Genomic DNA, 20,941 nt, shown 5'->3' with positions numbered 1-20,941 from the left:
CAGGCGGGGAGAAGGTGCCCGAAGGGCGGATGAGGGGCATCGCCCGATGATACGATTTGATTGAACGCTGTCCGGAGAGACACCATGAAAGCCCAACCGCAAGCCTCCCACTTCATCGACGGGGAATATGTCGAGGATACAGCCGGCACCGTCATCGAGAGCATCTATCCGGCGACCGGCGAGGTGATCGCAAGGCTGCATGCCGCGACCCCTCAGATCATCGAGAAGGCGATCGCGTCGGCCAAGCGGGCGCAGAAGGAATGGGCGTCCTGGAGCCCGGCAGCGCGCGGACGCGTGTTGAAGAAGGCGGCCGAGATCATGCGCGAGCGCAACCGCGAGCTTTCCGAGCTCGAGACGCTCGACACCGGCAAGCCGATCCAGGAGACGATCGTGGCCGACCCGACCTCGGGGGCCGACAGTTTCGAATTCTTCGGCGGCATCATCGCGACTGCCATGAATGGCAGTCAAATCCCGCTGGGTGGCGACTGGGCCTATACCAAGCGCGTGCCGCTCGGCGTGGTCGTCGGCATCGGTGCCTGGAACTATCCGCAGCAGATCGCCTGCTGGAAAGGCGCACCCGCACTCGCTGCCGGCAATGCCATGGTGTTCAAGCCATCGGAAGTGACGCCGCTTGGTGCACTCAAGATCGCCGAAATCCTGATTGAGGCCGGTGCGCCGAAGGGCGTCTACAACGTCATCCAGGGTGATCGCGAAACCGGGCCGCTGCTCGTCAGTCATCCCGATGTCGCCAAGGTGTCGTTGACCGGCTCCGTGCCCACGGGTCGCAAGGTGGCCGGCGCTGCAGCCTCGCAGCTCAAGCATGTGACGATGGAACTCGGCGGCAAGTCGCCGATCGTCGTCTTCGATGACGCCGATATCGACAGCGCGATCTCAGGCGCCATGCTCGGCAATTTCTACTCGACCGGCCAGGTCTGCTCGAACGGCACCCGCGTCTTCGTGCACAAGGCAATCAAGGAGACGTTCCTCGCCCGCCTGAAGGCCCGCACCGAAGCCATCCTCATCGGCGATCCGCAGGATGAGGCAACCCAGATGGGGCCGATGGTCTCGCTCACCCAGCGCGAAAAGGTGCTCTCCTATATCGACAAGGGCAAGGCGGAGGGCGCAACGCTCGTCACCGGTGGTGGCATTCCGAACAGCGTCACCGGCGAAGGCTTCTACATCCAGCCGACGGTGTTTGCCGATGTCACCGACGACATGACCATTGCCCGGGAAGAGATCTTCGGGCCTGTGATGTGCGTGCTCGATTTCGAGGACGAGGCAGAGGTGATCGCGCGGGCAAACGGCACCGAGTTCGGGCTTTCGGCGGGTGTATTCACGGCGGATTTCTCCCGTGCGCATCGCGTGGTGGATCAGCTGGAGGCCGGCACGCTCTGGATCAACACGTATAACCTCTGCCCGGTCGAAATCCCCTTCGGCGGCTCCAAGCAATCCGGCTTCGGCCGCGAGAATTCGGCAGCGGCGCTGGAGCATTATTCCGAGCTGAAGACGGTTTATGTCGGCATGGGCAAATGCGAGGCGCCGTATTGAGATGAGATCGGGCGTCGCGCGAGGATACCCCCCTCTGTCGGCTTCGCCGACATCTCCCCCACAAGGGGGGAGAGCGGCGCGCGGCTGGCCGCTCGGTCGACTGCACACGATGAGCGCTCTGCCGATAGAAGGTTCGAGAGGCAAAGCGTCTACGACCATTCTCCCCCCGTGTGGGGGAGACGTCGGCGCAGCCGACAGAGGGGGGTATCCCCGGCGACAGAAAGACGGGCATGGCTTCGCCCCCCTCATCCGCCCTTCGGGCACCTTCTCCCCGCTGGGGAGAAGAGGGAGCGCGTGGCGTCTACGTGCCCCCCTCTCCCCTCGGGGAGAGGATGGCCGAGCGAAGCGGAGGCCAGGCGCAACGCGTTGCGCCGGGGGTGAGGGGGCGGCTTGCTGCGAGTGTCAGGAAGCGAGCGTCACCCTCAACTCACACCACGATATCGTCGAGATCGACCTTCAAGGCCGCCGCAATACGCTTGAGCACATCGACGGAGCCGGTCTTCTTGCCGCTCTCGATCTCGGAGAGATAGGGCTGCGAGATGCCGGCAGCGGCGGCGAGGTCGGAGACGGACAGCTTGCGGTAATTGCGGTAGGTGCGGATGCGGCTGTCGGTTTCCCAGAGTTCGTAAACGAGTTCCGCCGGCCAGGTCTCCTCGCCGGCCCGGACACGAGCCAGAATCTTCTCGGCCTCAATGCCATCGATCAAGTCTTCGTACTCGTCCTCGGGGATGAGAACATAGGTCTCGCCGTCGATGACGGTCTTGCGCAGTTCGCCCATGGTTCACTCCTTGTAGATGCCGCCGCGCGGCCCGACTTCGACGACAAGGACCAGCATCGTCTGCTCATCGATGATGACCCGGTCGTCTCCGACGCGAATTCTGAGAAGCGGGCCGCCCTTCAGCTTCTTCAAATCGACCCGCTCGCCTCGTGCGAACGCATCGACTTTCTGGCGGATCGCCTCCCGTCGCCTGGGCTGCATCCGGTCCAACACTTTGCTGGCGGCCCTAGAATACTCCACCTTCTTCATCGGCCCACTATAGCAAATAGCTATAACTCTTCAACCGCTCGGATCTGACCATGCAGAACGCAGACTTCATCATCATCGGTTCCGGCTCTGCCGGTTCGGCGCTGGCTTACCGGCTTTCGGAAGACGGCAAGAACAGCGTCATGGTGCTCGAATATGGCGGATCGGATATCGGGCCGTTCATTCAGATGCCGGCTGCCCTTGCCTGGCCGATGAGCATGAAGCGCTACAACTGGGGCTACCTCTCCGAGCCAGAGCCGAACCTCAACAACCGGCGCATCACGGCACCGCGTGGCAAGGTGATCGGCGGCTCCTCCTCGATCAACGGGATGGTCTATGTGCGCGGATCGGCCGAGGATTTCGAAGGCTGGGAGGAGAGTGGTGCCAAGGGCTGGGGCTATGCAGACGTGCTGCCCTACTTCAAGCGCATGGAGAACTCGCATGGCGGCCAGGACGGCTGGCGCGGCACCGACGGGCCGTTGCATGTCCAGCGAGGCCCCGCCAAGAACCCGCTGGTGCGTGCTTTCGTGGAAGCCGGCAAGCAGGCCGGCTTCGAGACGACGGAAGACTATAACGGCGAGAAACAGGAAGGCTTCGGCCTGATGGAGCAAACTATCTGGCGCTCGCGCCGCTGGTCTGCCGCCAATGCCTATCTCAAGCCAGCGATGAAGCGCGGCAATGTCGAGCTGGTGCGCTGCTTTGCCCGCAAGATCGTCATCGAGAACGGCCGCGCCACCGGTGTGGAAATCGAGCGCAATGGCAAAATCGAGGTGGTGAAGGCCAATCGGGAGGTCATCGTTTCCGCTTCAACCTTCAACTCGCCGAAGCTCCTGATGCTGTCGGGCATCGGACCGGCGCAGCATCTCAAGGAGATGGGCATCGAGGTGAAGGTCGACCGGCCCGGCGTCGGCGCCAACCTGATGGACCACATGGAGTTCTACTTCCAGCAGGTCGCGACCAAACCGGTCTCGCTCTATTCATGGCTGCCCTGGTTCTGGCAAGGGGTGGCTGGCGCGCAATGGCTGTTTTCCGGCACCGGGCTTGGCAGCTCCAACCAGTTCGAATCCTGCGCCTTCGTGCGCTCGGCAGCCGGTGTGAAGCAGCCTGACATCCAGTTCCACTTCCTGCCCGTCGCCATTTCCTATGACGGCAAGGCGGCAGCGAGAAGCCATGGCTTCCAGGTGCATGTGGGCTACAATCACTCGAAATCACGCGGCGCCGTCACCCTGCGCTCGTCCGATCCGATGGCCGATCCGGTGATCAAGTTCAACTATATGAGCCATGAGGAAGACTGGGTGAAGTTCCGTCACTGCGTTCGGCTTACCCGCGAGATCTTCGGCCAGAAGGCTTTCGACGCCTTTCGCGGACCGGAAATCCAGCCGGGCGAAGGGGTGCAGACGGACGAGCAGATCGACGCCTTCCTGCGCGAGCATCTGGAAAGCGCCTATCACCCCTGCGGCACGTCGAAAATGGGCGCGAAGGACGATCCGATGGCCGTGGTCGATCCGGAATGCCGGGTCATCGGCGTGAAGGGTCTGCGCGTCGTGGACTCGTCGATCTTTCCGCGGCTGACCTATGGCAACCTCAACGGCCCCTCGATCATGACCGGCGAGAAGGCGGCGGATCATATCCTCGGGCGACAGCCCCTGCCCCGCAGCAATCAGGAACCGTGGATCAACCCGCGCTGGGAAGTCAGCGACCGGTAAGGGTCATGCCTTTGACGACGGGGGGCTCCAGCGTCGGGCAAGCCGTGTCTTCCCTCTCCAGTCCATAGACGCATTGGATCTTGGCATAAATTGCGCAAGACACCGAATTTCGTCCCTCGTCAACCTGCAGAAACGCAAGACTGAGCTGCGCGTCGCGTCATACTTCTCAGATGGCTACGCTCAGCCCAACTTCATTGCTGACGCAGCACCCTGGCGGCAAGGGAGAAGGGACTGGACACGGTCTGGGCGGCAGCATCCAGCACGAAGGCTCCTGCATCGCCGAGCGTCGCACTCGAGGTAGGTGTGCCAAGGGTTGCGGCCAGCTGTTTCACGTCGAAGAAGCGGTTGTGATTGGTGGCATCGACGGATTCGAGCGACGAGATATCGATGACCGTCACGCCATAGCGCTTGGCGGCCTCAGCCACTTCCGGATTGCGCGCGTCCAGCGCGCCGACGCGCTGGGTGCCAGCGCCGAGAATGCTCGAGACCTGCAGCGCCCGGTCGTCCGGCGAGACGAGAATGGTGATCGGGATGCGCATGCGACCGATGACGTCGAGCTGGGCCGTGAAGACATCTTCGTCGATGTCGGGCGCTGCCATGATGACCCTCAGCCGATCGAGGACGTCCCCCTTGCCCTGCAGTCTCAGCTGTCGCAGCGCCTCGACCGTCAGCCAGCCCCCCATCGAATGGGCGAAAACATCGACCTCACCCTTTCGCGCCCGCACCATATCGGCGAGCAGGTCGGCCAGCGCATCGCGGGAATAGGTGGCGGATTCCTTGTCGGCGACATAGGCCGGGAGAGCGGCGAGCGAAGGCCAGGAGAAGAGGACCGGCGTTCCGTCGAGATTGCTGTCCGTTTTAAGCTGGGCGAGGCGGAAGAGCGCTTCCTGGAAATTGTAGTTGTAGCCGTGCACGAAGACGACCGGCGGGGCGGCTTCGCGGGCGCGGATCGCCTGCAGGAGGCTGGCGCGATCCAAAACGGACTGCGAAACCACGGCGAAATCGGTCTTCGGATCAACCTTGCGGCCGGGTTTCGGCCATTCGATGTTTGCCGGCTTGTGATTTGGCGGGATGGAGACGGCGAAGCTCGCATAGTTCGGCTCGCGCGTCTTGGTCGTCGTGAAGACGTTCTCGCCGGGTTCCGCGCGATCGCGTGTCGTCACCGTATACAGCGTTTCGACCCGCGTCGGCTTGTAGTCACCGAGCGCTACCGTCCCCAGCGTCTCAGGGCCCGGGCGACCGGCGCAGGATGCCAGGCCCGTGGCTGAAACCAGGCAGAGCGCCACGAAGGCCGCTCGCGACCGACGATAGGGGCCGAAGGAAAGAAGGCGCATCCGGGATCATCCTTGCAGATCGACAATCGCCCGCCTCGTGTCGTCATGACCGGGCCGGAGCGGCGAGCTATAACCGGAGACGAGGATGGAGCCAAGGCCCGGCGGCCGGCCCGGCGTCACGATCGCGGCACGGGGCCGAGACGCGCGGCTTTGCACAGCGCCATGCATACTAATCTGGTTATGATTTACGGCCACATAATTATTTGCGTGCCCGCATCCCATCTGTAATCATAACTTATAAGGAAGAGTCTGCCGGATGGGAGTGAGGAACCGGGCGACGCGATCTTTACATGACTTTCGTCATGTTTTCTGATTGCTCTGTTGCCTCGAGCCGGACGATTTTTCCAGATCAACAAGACATGGGAGGAAATCATGTTGCGCCAGTTTCTTATCGCCGGATTGTCCGGTGCCGCATTGTCGATGATGGCGTCCGCCAGCTTCGCCGCAGACGTTACACTCAAGCTTCACCAGATGTTGCCGCCACAGGCGACGATCCCGGCCAAGGTGCTGCAGCCCTGGGCCGAGAAGATCCAGGCCGATTCAGGAGGCCGAATCGTCGTGGAGCTTTACCCCGCCATGCAGCTCGGCGGCAGGCCGGCCGACCTCGTGGACCAGGTAAAGGACGGCGTGGTCGATCTGACCTGGACGCTCTTCGGCTATACGCCAGGCCGCTTCCCGAAGTCGGAAGCCTTCGAACTCCCGTTCATGGTGACGACAGCCGAGGCCACCTCGCTCGCCTTCCAGGATTATTACGAGAAGCACCTCAAGGACGAGTTGACCGACTACCACGTGCTGGCAGTCCACACCCATGGTCCGGGCCTCATCCACACCATCGCCTCCAAGCCGGTCGAAAAGCTCGAGGACATGCAGGGTCTGAAGCTGCGCGGCACCTCGAAGGTCATCAACCAGATGCTTGAAGCCATGGGCGCCTCTGCCGTCGGCATGCCTGTCACGGCCGTTCCGGAAAGCCTGTCGAAGAGCGTCATCGACGGTTCCGTCGTTCCGTGGGAAGTGACCCCCGCCATCAAGATCGCCGAGCTTGCGCCGAACCATACCGGCTTCTCCGGTCCGAACGGACTTTACACCGGCACCTTCGTGTTCGCGATGAACAAGGACAGCTATGACGCGATGCCGGACGACCTGAAGAAGGTGATCGACGACAATTCCGGCAAGGAACTCGCCCGCCTCTTCGGCCAGGCCATGGATGCAGGCGACATCGGCGGCAAGGAGATTGCCGAGAAGAACGGCAACAAGATCATCACCCTCGACGAAGCCGAGACGGCACGCTGGAAGGCTGCAGGCGAGGCCGTGACCAAGGCCTGGATCGCCGAAATGGACGGCAAGGGTCTGGATGGCACGACACTCTACAACGACGCCCTTTCTCTTATCCAGGCCAATACCCAATAACCTCCCCGCCTTGTCCGGGCGCTTGTCGGAAGGCGCCCGGATCCTTTGCACAGACTTTCAAAGGACTTTCTGATGGCGACTGCCGTTTCCACCAGCTTCGAACGATTGGAGCGGGCGTGCCATGGCCTGGCCTCCGCCCTCGTCCTATTCGGCGGCTTCTGCCTCGTGGTTGCCTGTGCGCTGACCGTCGCCTCGATCGTGGGCTCGGTCACCATCCGCCCCCTGCCGGGTGAAATCGAACTGGTCGAAGCGCTGTGCGGGCTCGCAGTCTTCGCCTTCCTGCCCTTCTGCCAGCTGAAGCGTGGCCATGTGGGCGTCGACATCCTGATCTCTGCCTTCGGACCGAAGGCGATGAACTGGACGCAGCTGATCGGCGACATCGTCATCGCCATCCTGATCGGCCTCGTCACCTGGCGCCATGCCATAGGCACCATGGACAAATTCGGCAATGGCGAAACCACGCCACTGCTTCTTCTGCCCGTCTGGTGGGGCTTTGCCATTGCGCTTGCCCTCCTCGTCGCCAACCTCCTCGTCTGCTTCTATGTGATCGCTGCCGATATCCGCGACATCCGCCGCGGCAAGACGATCGTCGCTGCGATGGGAGCGCACTGATGAGCAGCATTGAAATCGGCCTCTGGTCTTTCCCCGTCCTCATTCTGCTGATTTTCCTGCGCGTGCCGATTGGCGCTGCCATGCTCGCCACCGGCGTCGTGGGCACCTATCTGGTGCTCGACCGCTGGACGCCGATCCTGGCGCAGATGAAGGTTCTGGCCTGGAACACGAATGCGAATTATTCGCTGTCGATCATTCCGCTCTTCCTGCTGATGGGACAATTCGCTGCCCGTGGTGGCATGAGCCAGGCCTTGTTCAACGCGGCCGCCGCCTTTGTCGGCCATCGCAAGGGCGGCGTTGCCATGGCGGCAATCGGTGCGTCTGCCGGCTTCGGCTCGATCTGCGGCTCGTCGCTTGCGACAGCTGCGACCATGGCGCAGGTGGCGCTGCCGGAACTGAAGCGCAACGGCTATGCGGGCGGGCTTGCAACCGCGACGCTGGCTGCCGGCGGCACGCTCGGGATCCTGATCCCGCCCTCCGTCGTGCTGGTCATCTACGCGATCCTTGCCGAGCAGAACATCGCCAAGCTCTTCCTCGCAGCCTTCGTGCCGGGTCTGATCGCGGCGATTTCCTATCTCGTCGTCATCGCCATCTATGTCCGGCTGAAGCCGGAAAGTGCCGGCCAGGCGCCGCGCATTCCGTGGAAGGACCGCGTGCCGGCCCTGATTGCCGTCTGGCCGGTCGTCGCCATCTTCTTTGCCGTCGTCGGCGGCATCTATCTCGGCTGGTTCACGCCGACCCAGGCTGCCGCCGTGGGTGCCGTCGGTGCCGGCCTCGTCGCCTTTGCCAATGGCGGTCTCGACCGCACGTCGCTGATTGCCTGCTTCAAGGAGACGGCGGTTTCCACCGGCATGATCTTCTTCATCATTCTCGGCGCCTCGGTGTTCAACTCCTTCCTCGCCTTTTCCCGCCTGCCGCAGATGGGTGCGGAATGGGTGACGGCGCAGGGCTTTGCACCGATGACCGTGCTGATCATCATTCTCCTGCTCTACATCATCTTCGGCTGCATCATGGACTCGCTCTCCATGATCGTCTTGACCATCCCGATCTTCTTCCCGATCGTGACGGCGATGGATTTCGGCATGAGCCCGGAGCACTTCGCCATCTGGTTCGGCATTCTGGTGCTGATGGTGGCCGAGATCGGCATGATAACGCCACCGGTGGGCTTAAATCTCTTCATCATATCGGCCATGTCGCGCGACGTGCCGATCCGCGAGACCTATAAGGGGATCGTGCCCTTCGTCACCGCCGACGTCTTCCGCATCGTGCTTCTGACGGCCTTTCCGATCATCTCGATCTTCCTGGTGTGACCAGGCGCGGGACCGGCACAGCCCAGGTTTCAGGCTGGTCCGGACGGCAGCGCAGACAGGCCCTGAAGCCGCCCGCCCGGGCGGCTTCAGCCGTTTCGTGGAAGGTGACATTTTCCGGTCGCGCCGGACGAGAGGGGCAGGACGGACGGCAGAAGATCCGGGTCGACAGCACGCCATAGACGAAATCTCCCTCCATTGACGCATCACGGGTGCGGATCGCCTGCCAGCGGGCACCGTCGGTCTGATCAGGGTTCATGGCTATCTCCTCTCGCAAACACGCGGATAAGCATCGCCAGCGAGGACCGAACGGACCACCCGTTTCCTGTGCCCCCTCAGATTTCCTGATGACGCTCACCGACAAAGCAGGCTAGGTGTTGATTCTTGCGCAACCTGATCCCGAGCTCCATGGAAACCTCGCTCTACCTTCCCGTCAAAAGCTTCCTCGAGCAGGCGGGCTATACCGTGAAGGGCGAGATCGGTGGCTGCGATCTCGTGGGCTTAAACGACGAGGATCCGCCGGTTGTGGTGGTCTGCGAGCTGAAGCTCAGTTTCAATCTCGAGCTCATCCTGCAGGCGGTCGACCGAGCCTCGGTCGCCGACGAACTCTGGATCGCCGCGCGCATTTCGGCCAAAGGCAAGGGCCGCGAGAGCGACAAACGCTACCGCGATCTCTGCCGGAGGCTTGGCATCGGCATGCTCGGCGTTGCCGACAACGGCACGGTCAATGTCATCGTCGGTTCGGTGACACCAATGCCCCGAACCAATCCGAAGCGCCGGTCCCGGCTGATGCGCGAACATCAGAAGCGCCGGGGTGACCCCGCCGTCGGCGGCAGCACCCGCACCCCCTTGATGACCGCCTATCGCCAGCAGGCGCTCGGCTGTGCCGCAGCACTTGCATCCGGGCCCCTTAAGGTGCGCGACGTCAGGGCAAGCGTTCCCGAAGCGGGCAAGATCCTGCAGGCGAATGTCTATGGCTGGTTCGAACGGGTCGAGCGCGGTGTCTATGGGCTGACACCGGCGGGGCTGGAAGCGCTCGAACGGTGGCAGAAGCCGTGACCGCACGCCTGCCCTAGAGAAAGCCGATCCAGCGGCCGGCGAGGACGGCCGACAGCCATGTTGTCAACGAGAAAACAGCGCCGAGTTTCAACAGAAGCGACGCCTCCCCTGCCACGATCATCTCGGCCCAGTCCCGGGAGAGATGAACGAACACGGCATTCGCGGTTCCGAGGCCGACGAGCAGGAGCTTGACCAGGAAGGCGGTATTGCCGGCATATTCGACCGGACGGACGGAGAAGAGGACAGCGCCAGTGATAACAGCAAGGCAGAGGGCCAGGGCGGCGATCCGCGAAAGCAGTTCGGCGGTCTCGGCGAGCGGCAGGCTCTTGAATCGGCCGAGCAAGCGAAGATCGAGGATCACGCTCGCCCCGACCAGCATGGCGAGCGACAGGATGTGTGCAGCATTGGCAAAGATGTAGAGCACCGGCGAGACGGTGAGTGCTTGCGCGACCACCGACTCGCCGAGGATTGCCAGCCATTCCATGCCGTCAGTTGGTCACGATGCGGCTTGGATAGATGTCGTAGTTCTTGCCCTCGACGACGACACGCACCGCCTTCAGGCGCTTTTCATCCGGATCGAGCGAGCGGTTGCCGCGCACGGTGATCTCGTCGCCGACAGCCACGACGCCCTCGACGAATCCGGAGCGCTGGGTCTGGTTCGGATTGCCAAGTTCGATGCGCCAGAGGCCTTCTGCTGTCTCCAGTTCGAGCGTCGGATGCGGCGGGGCAAAGGAGATGGTGGTGATTGTGCCGGTCAGGTCGATCTGGTCGGCCTCGGCCCAGGACCAGCCGTGATGGGCCATGGCAGCGCCGGCGATAAGGGTAGCGCCGGCCAGGGCCGAGAGGGACAGCGTGAACTTGGGCATGGACGGCAGGGAAAATGCGCGGGTCATGATCGTCTCCGGATTTGGTCACAGCTACTCTCAAGGGTAGTGCGCGGATCCGGATTTGCGACCTCACCTTTGCTTGATCGTGCGGTGAAGCGGGACAAGGGCGCTGGTTTGCGGGCGCCCCCTGTCCTCATCTCAGTGCAAGGCAGCGCTGGCGGCCAGCCGCTCGTCCTTGTCGTGCAGGGCGAAGCGGTCGACCATGTCGGCGCTGGCCTCGTTGAAGCCGAGAACGTCGACCTCGAGACCGGCCTTGCGGTATTTCAGCACGATCTTGTCGAGCGCACCGACGGCGGTGATGTCCCAGAGATGGGCCGCTGTCACGTCGATGACGATCTTGCTTGCCCTGTCCGTGAAATCGAAGGCGTGAATAAAGCTCTCGGCCGAGGCGAAGAAGATCTGGCCGGTGACGCGGTAGGTAATGGTGCCGGATGCTTCGTCGGCATGGCGGCTGACGCGGAAGAGCTTGGCCACCTTGCCGGCGAAGAAGATGCCGGAGAGCAGCACGCCGACAATGACGCCCTTGGCGAGGTCATGGGTGGCGACCACTGTCACGACCGTTGCCAGCATGACGACAGAGGACTGCCAGGGATTGCGACGGAGATCCAGGATCGAGCGCCAAGAGAAGGTCCCGATCGAGACCATGATCATGATGGCGACCAAGGCTGCCATCGGAATGATGCGGACGAGATCGTCGAGCACCACGATCAGGAAGAGCAGAAAGGCGCCGGCGACGAAGGCCGACAGGCGTCCCCGGCCGCCCGAGGTGACGTTGATGACAGACTGGCCGATCATGGCGCAGCCGCCCATGCCGCCGATCATGGCGGAGGCGATGTTGCCCGTGCCCTGACCGATGCATTCCTGGCTCTTATTGCTCGGGGTGTCCGTCATGTCATCGACGATCTGCGCGGTCAGCAAGGACTCAAGCAGGCCGACGGCGGCGAGCGTCAGCGAATAGGGCAGGATGATCTGCAATGTCTCGAGGGTGAGCGGCACATCCGGCAGCAGGAAGACGGGCAGTGTCGAGGGCAGTTCGCCGAGGTCGGCGACGGTGCGCAAGTCCATGCCCGTCCACCAGGCAAGCGTCGTCAGGACGATGATGGCGACGAGCGGCGACGGGATCGCCTTGGTCACATAGGGGAAGAGGTAGATGATCGCTAGGCCGCCGGCGATCATGGCATAGGTCAGGCCCGGCACGCCGATCAGTTCCGGCAGCTGCGCCATGAAGATCAGGATGGCGAGCGCGTTGACGAAGCCGGTGATGACCGAGCGGGAGACGAAGCGCATGACACGGCCGAGCTTCAGGAAGCCGGCCAGGATCTGGATCACGCCCATCAGGATGGTGGCGGCAAAGAGATATTGTAGGCCGTGTTCCTTGACCAGCGAGACCATGATGACGGCGGTGGCGGCGGTGGCGGCCGAGATCATGCCGGGTCGGCCGCCGACAAAGGCGGTGACGCAGGCGATGGCGAAAGAGGCATAAAGGCCGACCTTGGGGTCGACGCCGGCGATGACCGAGAAGCCGATGGCCTCAGGGATGAGGGCGAGCGCCACGACGATGCCCGAGAGGATGTCACCACGAATATTGGAAAACCACTCGCGGCGGTAATTGGAAAGAGTTTGCATTGTTGATTTTTCACAGTTGTTGCAACGGTCCGAGAGGGGCTCGGGCCAGGAATAGAAGATGGGTTGCGTTGCTGTGTTGTCTGGCGGATCGGCGGCCAGAAGAGCCACCCGGAGTTTCACCGGGTCCTTGTGGATGAGTCTCGTGTAGCCGAAAGCCTGCTGTAGCGCAACAATGGGCGACGGACGGCAGGCAATGCGACCTTGCCTACTCCAAACAGTGAAGGCGGCCCTTTCGGAACCGCCTTCCTGACCCTTGGGAGGAGCCGCCTGTCAGGGGCGGTAGATCTGGTCGAAGACACCGCCTTCGCCGAAGTGCTCCGGCTGCGCCTTGGCCCAGCCGCCGAAGAGCGGATCGTCGATGGTGACGAGATCGAGCTTGGGCAGTTCGGGGCCGGAGCCGGGGGCCACAAGATCCGGACGCGAGGGGCGATAGAAGTGCTTGGCGGCAAGCGCCTGGCCTTCTGCCGAATAGAGGTAGTTCAGATAGGCTTCCGCCTGTTTGCGGGTGCCCTTCTTGTCGACGACGACATCGACGACCGCGACCGGCGGTTCGGCGAGGATCGACAGCGAGGGGGTGACGATGTCGAACTGGTCAGCGCCGAATTCCTTGCCGGCGAGATAGGCCTCGTTTTCCCAGGAGATCAGCACGTCGCCGATCTCGCGCTGGGCAAAGCTCGTCAGCGAGCCTCGGGCACCGGTATCGAGCACGGGGGCGCGGCGGTAGATCTCGGCGATATAGTCGCGGATCTTCTGCTGGTCGCCGCCGAATTCCTCGTTGGCCCAGGCCCAGGCGGCGAGATAATTCCAGCGCGCGCCGCCCGAGGTCTTCGGGTTCGGGGTGACGATCTGCACATCGCCCTTCACCAGATCGCCCCAATCCTGGATGCCCTTCGGATTGCCCTTGCGCACCAGAAAGACGATGGTCGAGGTGTAGGGGGACGAATTGTTCGGCAGGCGTGCACGCCAGTCGGGCGCGATCAGATTAGTCCGCTCGGAGATGATGTCGATGTCGCTTTGCAGGGCGAGGGTTACGACATCGGCCTCAAGGCCTTCCATCACGGCGCGGGCCTGACGACCTGAGCCGCCATGCGACTGGCTGATCCGCACGTCCTCGCCCGTCTCCTGCTTCCAATGCGTGGCGAAGGCGGTGTTGAACTCGGAATAGAGCTCGCGCGTCGGATCATAGGACACGTTCAGCAACTCAGTTGCTCCAGCCGGCAGCACAAGTCCGGTGGACAGGCTCAGTCCGACGAGAAACGCCGCAAGATTTTTCCCAATGCACTTTTTCATCTGTGCCTCCTCTCTGGCGTTAATGATTTAAGACTACTGCACAAGTCGTCTTAGTCAACACGGTCGGGAAAATAGCAAAACGGTGCTCGAAAGAGGTGGCGGCGACAGAACGGACACGCTGGCGAGGTCATCGATCATGGGGAAATCTCCCGCCATATCGGCAACGGACGAAATGGCGGAGCCATCCTCGCGGACGGTCGACGTGGACCGAATGCTCAGCAATGCTTGGCAATCGGCGATCTCGTGATGGCAGTCGCGCCTGCGCTCCACAGGGCCTGCCCGGTGGCCGTCAGTCTGCGATCAATCAGGGTGATAGGAGGACCTGTCCCTCGCCTCCCTACCCACATCATCGTCACAAAAGGGTGATTGAGGTAAAAAATAATCGTTGTATGTCATAGTTAAATGACGGTGTCTTTCCATTCTAACCCGCTGTTTTTCCTCAATCCTTCCTTCAAGTATCCTCCATGATACCGGGTACTTTCACCGAACCAATCAGTTCGATTGTGCGCAAAGGGGTATTGATTTCCCAATCGCAATACGCCAAATACATCTCATCGAACCGAGCAGTTCGATCACGCAAGGTTCTAAAGGCCAACACAATGAAGACCATCGCAGCAGCACTCCTGACCACCATCGCAGCCGCTTCGGCCGCTTTCGCGATCGAGCCAGTCCCTGGCTCAATCACCTATGGCGGTGCGCAGCCAAGGCTCGAACAGGCACCCGCCGGTTCGAACTTCTTCCACACCTTCCATCTCAACGGCACGGAAGTCCATGAGATCTACAAGGTGAATGCAGACCGGACCGTCTCCCTCGTCTTCCGTTCCATGGCGAACGACTGACAGGACAAGGACGATCCCATCACGGGTAGATACTACCCATTACTACAATCTGGAGCTGAATGCCTGAGGCATGGCTCAATCTTAGATAAGGAAACACGACCATGAAGACCATCATCTCTGCAGCCCTCATCACGCTTGCAGCCGGCTCGGCAGCCTTCGCTTCCGTTCAGCCGATCCCGGGCTCGATCACCTATGACAACGCCAATGTTCAGCTGGAAAAGGCACCTGCCGGTTCGACCTTCTTCCACACCTTCTCGAACGGTGACGGCCGCGACATTCGCGAAGTCTACAAGGTCAATGCCGACAAGTCGGTGACCCTCGTCAACCGCACGGTTTCCAACGCTTCGTAATCAGCGCGCCTCCCAAGACGTGAAGACCTCCAGCGGCAGGCTCGGCCCCTTCCACCGCCCCGAGCCGCCGCCCACAAAATGCACAAAGGACCATTACCATGAAGACCATCATCTCCGCAGCCCTCATCTCCCTCGCAGCCGGCTCGGCCGCTTTCGCTTCCGTCCAGCCGATCCCGGGCTCGATCACCTATGACAACCCGAACGTCCAGCTTGAGAAGGCTCCCGCCGGTTCGACCTTCTTCCACACCTTCTCGGACGGCAGCGGTCGTGACGTCAACGAAGTCTACAAGGTCAATGCCGACCAGACCGTGACCCTCGTCACCCGCACGATTTCCAACGCTTCGTAATCAACGCGCCTCCCAAGACGTGACACCCTTCGGCGGCCGGCTCGGTCCCCTCTCCCCTTCCCCCAACCGGGCCGCCGCCAACCCCACGCTACACAAGGAATACGACCATGAAGACCATCATTTCTGCAGCCCTCATTTCCCTCGCAGCCGGTTCGGCCGCTTTTGCAACCGTCCAGCCGATCCCGGGCTCGATTACCTATGACAACGCCAATGTTCAGCTGGAAAAGGCACCCGTCGGTTCGACCTTCTTCCACACCTTCTCCAACGGTGACGGCCGTGACGTTCGCGAAGTCTACAAGGTCAACGCCGACAAGACGGTGACCCTGGTTAACCGCACGGTTTCCAACGCGTCCTGATTCAAGGGTGCGTGGTGGGCCTCGGGGCTTCGGTCCCGGGGCCCTTTTTGCATTTTTTGATATCGTGAAGGACTTTCGGCCTGTCCCTTTCAGTGGGCAGGTTCGGTGACTTCGCCTGCGGCATCCGCAAGGCTCGTCGAGAGCAGCACCGCCCGGGTCTCGTCGGCCACGCGAGCGAACACCCGGCGGATCTCGCAATCGGTCTCGCCATCACAATCCTCGCATCGGCGATAGGCGGTGAGCGAAAGGCAGGGCAAGGGTGCGACGGGACCGTCGATCAGGCGCAGCACTTCGCCATAGGTGATCTCGCTTGCCGGCCGGTGCAGCAGATAACCGCCCTGTTTTCCACGCCGGCTTTCGACCATGCCGCCACGTTTCAGATCCAGCATGATCTGCTCGAGAAACTTCTTCGGGATCTTTTGGCGGTCGGCGATATCGGGAATCTGGATCGGCTCGCCCGGCTCTGCGCGAGCGAGGAGTGTCAGCGCCCTCAGCGCGTATTTGGCTTTCTGTGTGATCATCGAGCGTCTAAATCTGCCAGAACCGGTGCCACAATCGTGGGTCCGGCCATAGCGCAATTTGCCATGGCATTCCACGGATCATTTCGACGCTGCGGCACGAATTGCCGCGATAGGCGCGTGAGAGAGAGATATTTGCTCTTTGTCCGCGCCTCCGCGCATGTCGATTTCTGTCCGCCCCGCCGCTCATGCTGGATAATGGCACAACTGAGCAGGGAACCGACATGACCATCAACACCTCCGCAGACCTGGCCAGGGCACTGGACCAGAAACTCGCATCCGCAGACCTCACCGAACGCCTGCGCATCGTAGCGAGCCTCGATGGCCGCGCCGTCTTCACGACGTCGCTCGGCATCGAGGATCAGGTGATCACGGCAGCGATCGGGCTTGGCCAGCTGCCGATCGATGTTTCGACGCTGGAGACCGGGCGGCTGTTCAAGGAAACGGTCGACCTGATCGCCGAGACCGAAGAGCGTTTCGGCATCGCCATCAAGCGGTTCCATCCGCACCAGGACGACATCGACGCCTATGCCGCGAAATATGGCTTGAACGGCTTTTACGAAAGCGTCGAAGCGCGGCATGCCTGCTGTCATGTGCGCAAGCTGGTTCCGCTGGCGGAGGCGCTGTCAGGCGCCCGCTTCTGGATCACGGGCTTGCGCCGCTCGCAATCCGGCAACCGGGCAACCACGCCCTTTGCCGAATATGACGCCGAGCGCGACCTGATCAAGGTCAACCCGCTGGCCGACTGGTCGCTCGACGACATCAACGCCTATGTCGAAGCCGAAAGCGTGCCGATCAATCCGCTGCATGCCCGAGGCTATCCGTCGATCGGCTGCGAGCCCTGCACAAGGGCAATCAAGCCTGGCGAGCCGGAGCGCGCCGGCCGCTGGTGGTGGGAGAATGACGAGAAGCGCGAATGCGGCCTGCATGTGCCGGAGGCGGCGACGTCTCTGGTGCCAACGCCGGCTTGAACTGGAACGAGAATTCACCCCCCTCTGTCACTTCGTGACATCTCCCCCACAAGGGGGGAGAGCGGAGCGCCAGCCACTCGCCTCCCTGCCTGGACTGGGCGCTAGGGAAGCGGATTTCGGTCTCCCTCCTTGTGGGGGAGATGCCGGCAGGCAGAGGGGGGTGCCACGAAATGCCATCGTCGATGGCCATCAAGGCAGACAGAGACCATGCACACACATACATCTGAATTCGATCCGCATTCGCGCGACCCGATCACCAAGCCGCCGCTCGATCCGCATCTGAAGGCGCTGGAGAATGAGGCGATCTATATCTTCCGCGAAGTGGCGGCCGAGTTTGAAAAGCCGGTCATGCTCTACTCGATCGGCAAGGACTCGTCGGTGCTCCTGCATCTGGCGCGCAAGGCCTTCTTCCCCGGTCGTGTGCCCTTCCCGCTGTTGCATATCGACACCGGCTGGAAATTCCCCGAGATGATCGCGTTTCGCGATGCGACGGCGGAGAAGTTCGATCTCGACCTCATCGTACACACCAATCCGCGCGGCAAGGAAGAAGGCATCGGCCCCTTCAGCCATGGCTCGGCCTATCATACCGACGTGATGAAGACCGAGGCGCTCCGCCAAGCACTCGATGCCGGCAAATATGACGCGGCCTTCGGCGGCGCGCGCCGCGACGAGGAAGCCTCCCGCGCCAAGGAGCGCATCTATTCCTTCCGCACGCCCGACCACAAATGGGATCCGCGCAACCAGCGCCCGGAACTCTGGAACATCTATAACGGCATGATCCGCCGCGGTGAAAGCGTGCGCGCCTTCCCGCTGTCGAACTGGACCGAGGTCGACATCTGGCGCTACATCCAGGCCGAAAACATCGAACTGCCGCCGCTCTATTATGCGAAGCAGCAGAAGTATGTGGAGCGGGACGGGATGCTGATGTGGGCCGAAGATCCGCGCTTCGAAGCGCTGCCCGGCGAACAGATCCAGGAAGGCATGCTGCGCTTCCGCACCCTCGGTTGCTGGCCGCTCACCGGCGGCATCCGCTCCCATGCGACCACCCTCGACGAGGTGATCGCCGAACTCGAAATCGCCACCGTCTCCGAACGCCAGGGCCGCGCCATCGACCGCGACCAGGCCGGTTCGATGGAAAAGAAGAAGCGCGAAGGATATTTCTGAGATGACCGCTCAAGCCAACACCGCCCTCGCCGCCGAAATCCTCGAGGTGCCGCACGCCGAAGCCGCAGCGGTCATTCGCGACAGCCGTCCGCTGCGCCTGATCACCTGCGGCTCTGTCGATGACGGCAAGTCGACGCTGATCGGGCGTCTGCTGTGGGATACCAAGGCCGTCAAGGAAGACCAGGCGGCGACGCTGCGTCGTGATAGCGGCCAGCAGAACGACCTTGGCCTGCCCGATTTCGCCCTGCTTCTCGACGGGTTGCAGGCGGAGCGCGAACAGGGCATCACCATTGATGTCGCCTATCGCTATTTCGCCACCGACCGCCGCTCCTTCATCGTCGCCGACACGCCCGGCCATGAGCAGTATACCCGCAACATGGCAACCGGCGCCTCGACGGCGGATCTGGCCATTCTTCTGGTCGACGCCCGTGCCGGCCTGCTGGAGCAGACACGCCGCCATGCCACCATCGCCTCGCTGATGGGCATCAGGCAGTTCGTGCTGGCGGTGAACAAATTCGACCTCGTTTCCTACGACAAGGCGGTGTTCGACCAGATCAGCACCGAGTTCAAGGCACTGGCGCTGACGCTCGGCGTGCGGCAGGTGACGGCCATCCCGATGTCGGCGCTGAAGGGCGAAAACGTCGTCTATTCCGCGCGATCGGTGATCCCGTGGTATGAAGGACCGACGCTGGTCGAGACACTGGAACTCGCCACGCTGCGTTCCGGCCAGTCGACCGGCTTCCGCCTGCCCGTCCAGCGCGTTTCGCGTCCGGGTGAGAGCTTCCGCGGCTATCAGGGCACGGTTGCCGGCGGTGCCGTGAAGCCCGGCGACAGCGTCGCCATCCTGCCCTCCGGCCAGGTCGCCAATGTCAAGCAGATCGTCACCTTCGACCTCGTGCGCAACGCCGCCGTTTCCGGCGATGCGATCACCTTGGTGCTCGACCGCCAGGTGGACGTGGCGCGCGGCGATATGATCGTCTCGCTCGATGCCCAGCCGCAGACGGGCCTTGCCTTCGACGCCCAGATCGTGGCCCTGCAGCCCGATGGCATCGTGCCCGGCAAGCGCTACTGGCTAAAGGCCGGCTCGCGCCGCCAGCGCGTGCAGGTCGAGCCGGTACAGCAGCTGGATCTCAAGTCCGGAAAGTGGCAGTCAGCCGAGATGCTGCAGATGAACGCGATCGGCAAGGTGCATCTTTCCTTTGACGAGACGGCGATCTTTGACCCTTACGAGCTGAACCGCGGCACCGGCGCCTTCATCCTGATCGATCCGGACACCAACAATACGGTGGCTGGCGGGATGATCACCGCCAAGCGCACCGAACTCGGCGGGCTCAACGCCCATGAGGGGCGTGTGATCCTGTCGCTGCCGGCGGATCTCGCCGAACAGCTGTTGGCGACCGAGCTGCTCGCCAGCCGGCGCGACGAGGTGGAGACACGCCGCGTGACGACAAGTGCGGCACGGCAATTGCTCGACGATATCGACGGTTGATCGGCAGTTTTTCGGCTGAACCGCTACACCCGATGGAGAACGGCTCGCCTTGCGCGGGCCGTTTGCGTTTCGAGCCGCTGCTGCCAACCTGCTTTTCTTCCTGAAATGACACGCTAATATACGATGCAAATCAGCTAGGGGCCGGCATGCATCGCAACAGGCAGCAGGAACGGGAAGTGTTGATCGGCCTGGCCGAAACGCTTGTCACGAGCGGGATCTCGAAACTTCTGCTGCATGCCTGGGAACGCCGCTATGGGATCGAGCCTCAAGAGCGCAGCCCTACAGGACGGCGCTTCTATACACGCGAACAGGTGGAACGGCTGCGGCTGTTGAAGTCCTGCAGCGACGGCGGCTATCGGATCAGTTCGCTCGTTCCCCTCTCCAACGAGGCCTTGTTGCGGCTCGAATGCGAGTTGGCAGCCCGTCAGGCGCTTTCGGAAATCATCGACGCCATACAGGCTCTGGACAGCGATCGTCTGCAGGCGCTGTTGCAGACCCGCGCCGAAACCGAGGCGCCCGAGCAATTCATTCGGGCCACGGCACTGCCGCTGATGCGCGAAATCGGCTCCATGTGGGCCGAGGGCGAGGTGTCGATCGCGGCCGAGCACATGACGACGGCGCATATCAAGCGTATCCTCGGCGGGCTCTTCGACCGATGCCCGATGCCACCACCCGATGCACCGCGCCTTGTTGCCACGACCCCGGAAAAGGAGGATCACGACATCGGGGCGCTGGTCGCGACCCTGCTCGCGCGGCTCAGGGGCTGGAATGCGCTGTTTCTTGGGGCAAGCCTGCCGGCCAGCGAAATTGCCGATGCAGCCCATCGGCGTGACGCCTCCTGCGTCTGTCTGAGTGCCCTCACCGGACGCAAGGCAGGCTTGCAGCGCCATCTGCAGGCGCTGCGATCGGCACTTTCGCCCGATATCGACATCTGGATCGGCGGGGCGGCTTACGCGAACCTCGCTCCGATGGCTGGCGTCTCCTTCATGTCCAATATGGATGTCTTTCTGGACGCTCTGGCGACGGCCGTCCCGGCGCTTCCGAAAGCCGAGTGAGCGCAGGCCTCACCTCGCGCTCAGGTTCCCCGCTTCCTGGCGCCTGCCCCCG

General features: G+C 62.5%; 23 protein-coding genes and 1 other annotated feature. Of the genes, 14 read left to right on the top strand and 9 right to left on the bottom strand.

The window, feature by feature from the left end; translation table 11 throughout:
• The first annotated feature begins 84 nt into the window (after window positions 1-84).
• On the top strand, window positions 85-1,548 hold the full coding sequence (gene betB, locus ACQKP1_RS05605) for a betaine-aldehyde dehydrogenase (RefSeq protein WP_427274520.1): 1,464 nt from the start codon (window positions 85-87) through the stop codon (window positions 1,546-1,548).
• Between the two features lie 427 nt (window positions 1,549-1,975).
• Here betB and ACQKP1_RS05600 read toward each other — a convergent pair whose 3' ends face one another.
• Together ACQKP1_RS05600 and ACQKP1_RS05595 are read right to left on the bottom strand one after the other, a co-directional pair.
• Window positions 1,976-2,326 (bottom strand): helix-turn-helix domain-containing protein, encoded by a 351-nt coding sequence (locus ACQKP1_RS05600; RefSeq protein ID WP_203013732.1) that lies wholly within the window; start codon window positions 2,324-2,326, stop codon window positions 1,976-1,978.
• Between the two features lie 3 nt (window positions 2,327-2,329).
• Window positions 2,330-2,575 carry a type II toxin-antitoxin system RelE family toxin gene (locus tag ACQKP1_RS05595; RefSeq protein ID WP_427274519.1) on the bottom strand — a complete coding sequence of 82 codons (246 nt, stop codon included), beginning with the start codon at window positions 2,573-2,575 and terminating at the stop codon, window positions 2,330-2,332.
• Between the two features lie 50 nt (window positions 2,576-2,625).
• On the opposite strand from ACQKP1_RS05595, the gene betA reads away from it, so the two are divergent.
• Complete coding sequence (gene betA / locus ACQKP1_RS05590) at window positions 2,626-4,278, top strand: choline dehydrogenase (protein WP_427274518.1); 1,653 nt, start codon at window positions 2,626-2,628, stop codon at window positions 4,276-4,278.
• A gap of 191 nt (window positions 4,279-4,469) precedes the next feature.
• Here the strand turns inward: betA and ACQKP1_RS05585 are convergent, their stop codons facing one another.
• Entirely contained in the window at window positions 4,470-5,612 is a 1,143-nt protein-coding gene (locus ACQKP1_RS05585; protein WP_427274517.1) for an alpha/beta hydrolase, read from the bottom strand.
• A 372-nt stretch (window positions 5,613-5,984) separates the two neighbouring features.
• On the opposite strand from ACQKP1_RS05585, the gene ACQKP1_RS05580 reads away from it, so the two are divergent.
• From ACQKP1_RS05580 to ACQKP1_RS05570, 3 genes are all read left to right on the top strand, one after another.
• Window positions 5,985-7,019, top strand: a complete 1,035-nt coding sequence (locus tag ACQKP1_RS05580) for a TRAP transporter substrate-binding protein (RefSeq protein ID WP_427274516.1) — start codon at window positions 5,985-5,987, stop codon at window positions 7,017-7,019.
• A 72-nt stretch (window positions 7,020-7,091) separates the two neighbouring features.
• The gene (locus tag ACQKP1_RS05575; RefSeq protein ID WP_427274515.1) at window positions 7,092-7,631 is read left to right on the top strand and encodes a TRAP transporter small permease; all 540 of its coding nucleotides are present in this window, start codon (window positions 7,092-7,094) and stop codon (window positions 7,629-7,631) included.
• Window positions 7,631-8,941, top strand: a complete 1,311-nt coding sequence (locus ACQKP1_RS05570; RefSeq protein WP_427274514.1) for a TRAP transporter large permease — start codon at window positions 7,631-7,633, stop codon at window positions 8,939-8,941. Before ACQKP1_RS05575 ends, ACQKP1_RS05570 begins: the two co-directional genes overlap by 1 nt.
• On the opposite strand, the gene ACQKP1_RS05565 is transcribed toward ACQKP1_RS05570, so the two are convergent.
• Complete coding sequence (locus ACQKP1_RS05565; RefSeq protein WP_427274513.1) at window positions 8,919-9,197, bottom strand: Ada metal-binding domain-containing protein; 279 nt, start codon at window positions 9,195-9,197, stop codon at window positions 8,919-8,921. The two genes, ACQKP1_RS05570 and ACQKP1_RS05565, sit on opposite strands and share 23 nt — an antisense overlap.
• Before the next feature lie 149 nt (window positions 9,198-9,346).
• Here ACQKP1_RS05565 and ACQKP1_RS05560 point away from each other — a divergent pair, with 149 nt between their 5' ends.
• A complete protein-coding gene (locus ACQKP1_RS05560; protein WP_427276406.1) occupies window positions 9,347-9,997 on the top strand; it encodes a DUF2161 domain-containing phosphodiesterase in 651 nt (216 codons plus the stop codon).
• A 13-nt stretch (window positions 9,998-10,010) separates the two neighbouring features.
• Here ACQKP1_RS05560 and ACQKP1_RS05555 read toward each other — a convergent pair whose 3' ends face one another.
• From ACQKP1_RS05555 to ACQKP1_RS05540, 4 genes are all read right to left on the bottom strand, one after another.
• Window positions 10,011-10,481 carry a DUF6644 family protein gene (locus tag ACQKP1_RS05555; protein ID WP_427274512.1) on the bottom strand — a complete coding sequence of 157 codons (471 nt, stop codon included), beginning with the start codon at window positions 10,479-10,481 and terminating at the stop codon, window positions 10,011-10,013.
• Between the two features lie 4 nt (window positions 10,482-10,485).
• On the bottom strand, window positions 10,486-10,863 hold the full coding sequence (locus tag ACQKP1_RS05550) for a DUF6152 family protein (protein ID WP_427276405.1): 378 nt from the start codon (window positions 10,861-10,863) through the stop codon (window positions 10,486-10,488).
• A 159-nt stretch (window positions 10,864-11,022) separates the two neighbouring features.
• The gene (locus ACQKP1_RS05545) at window positions 11,023-12,510 is read right to left on the bottom strand and encodes a SulP family inorganic anion transporter (protein WP_427274511.1); all 1,488 of its coding nucleotides are present in this window, start codon (window positions 12,508-12,510) and stop codon (window positions 11,023-11,025) included.
• A gap of 74 nt (window positions 12,511-12,584) precedes the next feature.
• Window positions 12,585-12,640: a sequence feature (sul1 is cis-regulatory element that is thought to sense ions involved in sulfur or methionine metabolism; They are found in Alphaproteobacteria), on the bottom strand.
• A gap of 140 nt (window positions 12,641-12,780) precedes the next feature.
• Window positions 12,781-13,800, bottom strand: coding sequence for a sulfate ABC transporter substrate-binding protein (locus ACQKP1_RS05540; protein WP_427274510.1), 1,020 nt, complete (start codon window positions 13,798-13,800; stop codon window positions 12,781-12,783).
• Between the two features lie 599 nt (window positions 13,801-14,399).
• Between ACQKP1_RS05540 and ACQKP1_RS05535 the strand changes: the two genes are divergently transcribed.
• The 4 genes from ACQKP1_RS05535 to ACQKP1_RS05520 all read left to right on the top strand — a co-directional run bounded on the left by ACQKP1_RS05535 (window position 14,400) and on the right by ACQKP1_RS05520 (window position 15,692).
• Window positions 14,400-14,639 (top strand): hypothetical protein, encoded by a 240-nt coding sequence (locus ACQKP1_RS05535; protein ID WP_427274509.1) that lies wholly within the window; start codon window positions 14,400-14,402, stop codon window positions 14,637-14,639.
• Window positions 14,640-14,740: 101 nt separating this feature from the next.
• Window positions 14,741-14,989 carry a hypothetical protein gene (locus ACQKP1_RS05530; RefSeq protein WP_427274508.1) on the top strand — a complete coding sequence of 83 codons (249 nt, stop codon included), beginning with the start codon at window positions 14,741-14,743 and terminating at the stop codon, window positions 14,987-14,989.
• A gap of 98 nt (window positions 14,990-15,087) precedes the next feature.
• Entirely contained in the window at window positions 15,088-15,336 is a 249-nt protein-coding gene (locus ACQKP1_RS05525) for a hypothetical protein (RefSeq protein WP_427274507.1), read from the top strand.
• A gap of 107 nt (window positions 15,337-15,443) precedes the next feature.
• Window positions 15,444-15,692: a hypothetical protein gene (locus ACQKP1_RS05520; protein WP_427274506.1), complete on the top strand. Its 249-nt coding sequence runs from the start codon at window positions 15,444-15,446 to the stop codon at window positions 15,690-15,692.
• An 89-nt stretch (window positions 15,693-15,781) separates the two neighbouring features.
• On the opposite strand, the gene ACQKP1_RS05515 is transcribed toward ACQKP1_RS05520, so the two are convergent.
• Window positions 15,782-16,213: an RrF2 family transcriptional regulator gene (locus tag ACQKP1_RS05515; RefSeq protein WP_203013691.1), complete on the bottom strand. Its 432-nt coding sequence runs from the start codon at window positions 16,211-16,213 to the stop codon at window positions 15,782-15,784.
• Between the two features lie 221 nt (window positions 16,214-16,434).
• Between ACQKP1_RS05515 and ACQKP1_RS05510 the strand changes: the two genes are divergently transcribed.
• From ACQKP1_RS05510 to ACQKP1_RS05495, 4 genes are all read left to right on the top strand, one after another.
• Window positions 16,435-17,181 (top strand): phosphoadenylyl-sulfate reductase, encoded by a 747-nt coding sequence (locus ACQKP1_RS05510; protein WP_427274505.1) that lies wholly within the window; start codon window positions 16,435-16,437, stop codon window positions 17,179-17,181.
• Between the two features lie 207 nt (window positions 17,182-17,388).
• Window positions 17,389-18,345: a sulfate adenylyltransferase subunit CysD gene (gene cysD, locus ACQKP1_RS05505; protein ID WP_427274504.1), complete on the top strand. Its 957-nt coding sequence runs from the start codon at window positions 17,389-17,391 to the stop codon at window positions 18,343-18,345.
• Window position 18,346: 1 nt separating this feature from the next.
• On the top strand, window positions 18,347-19,834 hold the full coding sequence (cysN, locus tag ACQKP1_RS05500) for a sulfate adenylyltransferase subunit CysN (RefSeq protein WP_427274503.1): 1,488 nt from the start codon (window positions 18,347-18,349) through the stop codon (window positions 19,832-19,834).
• 146 nt (window positions 19,835-19,980) lie between these two features.
• Window positions 19,981-20,889 carry a MerR family transcriptional regulator gene (locus ACQKP1_RS05495; RefSeq protein ID WP_427274502.1) on the top strand — a complete coding sequence of 303 codons (909 nt, stop codon included), beginning with the start codon at window positions 19,981-19,983 and terminating at the stop codon, window positions 20,887-20,889.
• Window positions 20,890-20,941: the final 52 nt, after the last annotated feature.

It is taken from the genome of Allorhizobium sp. NPDC080224 (assembly GCF_050281005.1).
Taxonomy (GTDB): domain Bacteria; phylum Pseudomonadota; class Alphaproteobacteria; order Rhizobiales; family Rhizobiaceae; genus Allorhizobium.
This window is presented reverse-complemented; position numbering and strand designations above follow the sequence as displayed.